1 protein-coding gene is annotated in these 1,702 nt (G+C 69.9%); it reads right to left on the bottom strand.

The window, feature by feature from the left end:
• Positions 1 to 25: 25 nt before the first annotated feature.
• Entirely contained in the window at positions 26 to 1,636 is a 1,611-nt protein-coding gene (locus VP06_RS13060; RefSeq protein ID WP_048464217.1) for an IS66 family transposase, read from the bottom strand.
• Positions 1,637 to 1,702: the final 66 nt, after the last annotated feature.

Below are 1,702 nucleotides of genomic sequence, written 5' to 3'. Positions count from 1 at the left end.
GTAACCGGGGCAAATTCGCGGGCGGTCAGGCTGGGGTTGGCTGCCTGACCAGATCGGCGAGAGGTGGGATGGGTGGCCCGTCATCCGGGATGCCAAGGCGGTCGCCGAGGTAGCGGACGAACGAGATGCCGAGCTTGGCGCAGGTCTTCATCAGACCCAGCAGGGCGTCGCGGGCCCTGCGCCCGGCCATACTCATCGTGCCGCCCGAGATCCGCCGCTTGGTCACGCAGGCCCTGATGTCGTTCTCCGATCCGTTGGTGTGCAGCGGGATCTCCGGCCGCTCCAGCACCCGCAGAAGCTCCGCCTTGTTGCGGTGCAGCCGCGTCAGCAGCCGGTCCAGCATCACCATCCCGGTCGAGGCCGTGAAGATCCGGTCGAACCGCGCCCGCAAGTCCGTTGCCGCACGCTCGCACGGAGCCCGCGCATAGGCTTTCAGGTCGCCATACAGCTCCCAGATCCGCTCACGTTGCCGTGCGATCACGGTGGCCTGGCTCGGCGTGGTCGGGATCAACTTGTGCACCAGGCGCTCGGCATGCACCCAGCACAGCGCGTGGGTCCCGACCCGGAACTGACCAGCATCGTCCGAGACGATCACGCTGTCCTGCAACAGCCCGTGATGCACCACCGCGCCCCACAGCGCTCCCTCGGTGGCGATCGTCACCGGGTCGAGGACGATCGTCTGCGCGTCCACGCCCAGCCGCGTCAGGTGGGCGCGCCACGCCGCCTCGTCGGGGAAGCTCTGGCTGGGATGGGCCGACAGCGCCGCCCGCAGAGGCCCGGAGAGGCCGCGCTCCTTCATGTAAGCCAGGGCGGCCGCGTTGATCACGTAGTCCGGATGCCCGGCCCGCAGCAGCGACAGGAAGTTCAGCCGCGACTTCGAGGTCCCGGTGCGGAACACCGTGAAGCAGTCGTTGCCGATCTGCGTCGTGATCCCGTCCGCCCGCGCGTGACGCGCTGCGGTATCATCGACGCTGATCCAGCGGGCGCCGGCAAGGCCCGCCCGCAGCACCGCCTCATCCTCGGCCAGGACGACGTCGAGCCGGCCGGTCAACAGCCGCACCACCTGCCGCTTGGAGATCGGCACGCCCAGCCCCGAGAGCAGCGCGCACAGACGCTCGGTGGTGACCTGGCCCTGGACGTGGGCAGCCAGCAGGAAGCGGCGCAGGTGCGGGCCGAAGCCGCCAGCCACGCCGGTCGGCAGAGGCGCCACCAGCGTCTCGCCCGACGGCATGCGCCAGCGCTCGCGCCGGTAGCGCGTCACGCAGGCCTCCAGCACCAGGTCGCGCACCACCACGTCCTGGTAGCCCTTGAACTGCGAGCCGGGCGGCGTGGCCACCGACAGCACGACCTCCCGGGTGAGGGCGCAACGCTCCTGCACCGGGCCGCGCCGACGCACGGGGCCCGGGGTCTTGGTTGCACCCGTCGCCTTCTCCATCCCGGAGGGCGTCTGACGCATCGGCGGGCGGGGCGGCAGGCCCTTGAGCCGCGCGATCTCGTCGCGCAACACCTGGTTCTCCGCCCGCAGCTGACCGTTCTCCGCAGAAAGCCGCTGCATCTGCTCGATCAGCGTTCCCACAAGGGTCCGCAGATCCGACAATCCGAGCGTCTCGATCGAAGCGGGATCCGGCACCGTCATGCCAATCCTGAACCACACCTCGGGACCCAGCGCAAACCCCAAAACCCGCGAATTTGCCCCGGTTAC

This window comes from Methylobacterium aquaticum, assembly GCF_001043915.1.
Classification (GTDB): Bacteria; Pseudomonadota; Alphaproteobacteria; order Rhizobiales; family Beijerinckiaceae; genus Methylobacterium; species Methylobacterium aquaticum.
This window is presented reverse-complemented; position numbering and strand designations above follow the sequence as displayed.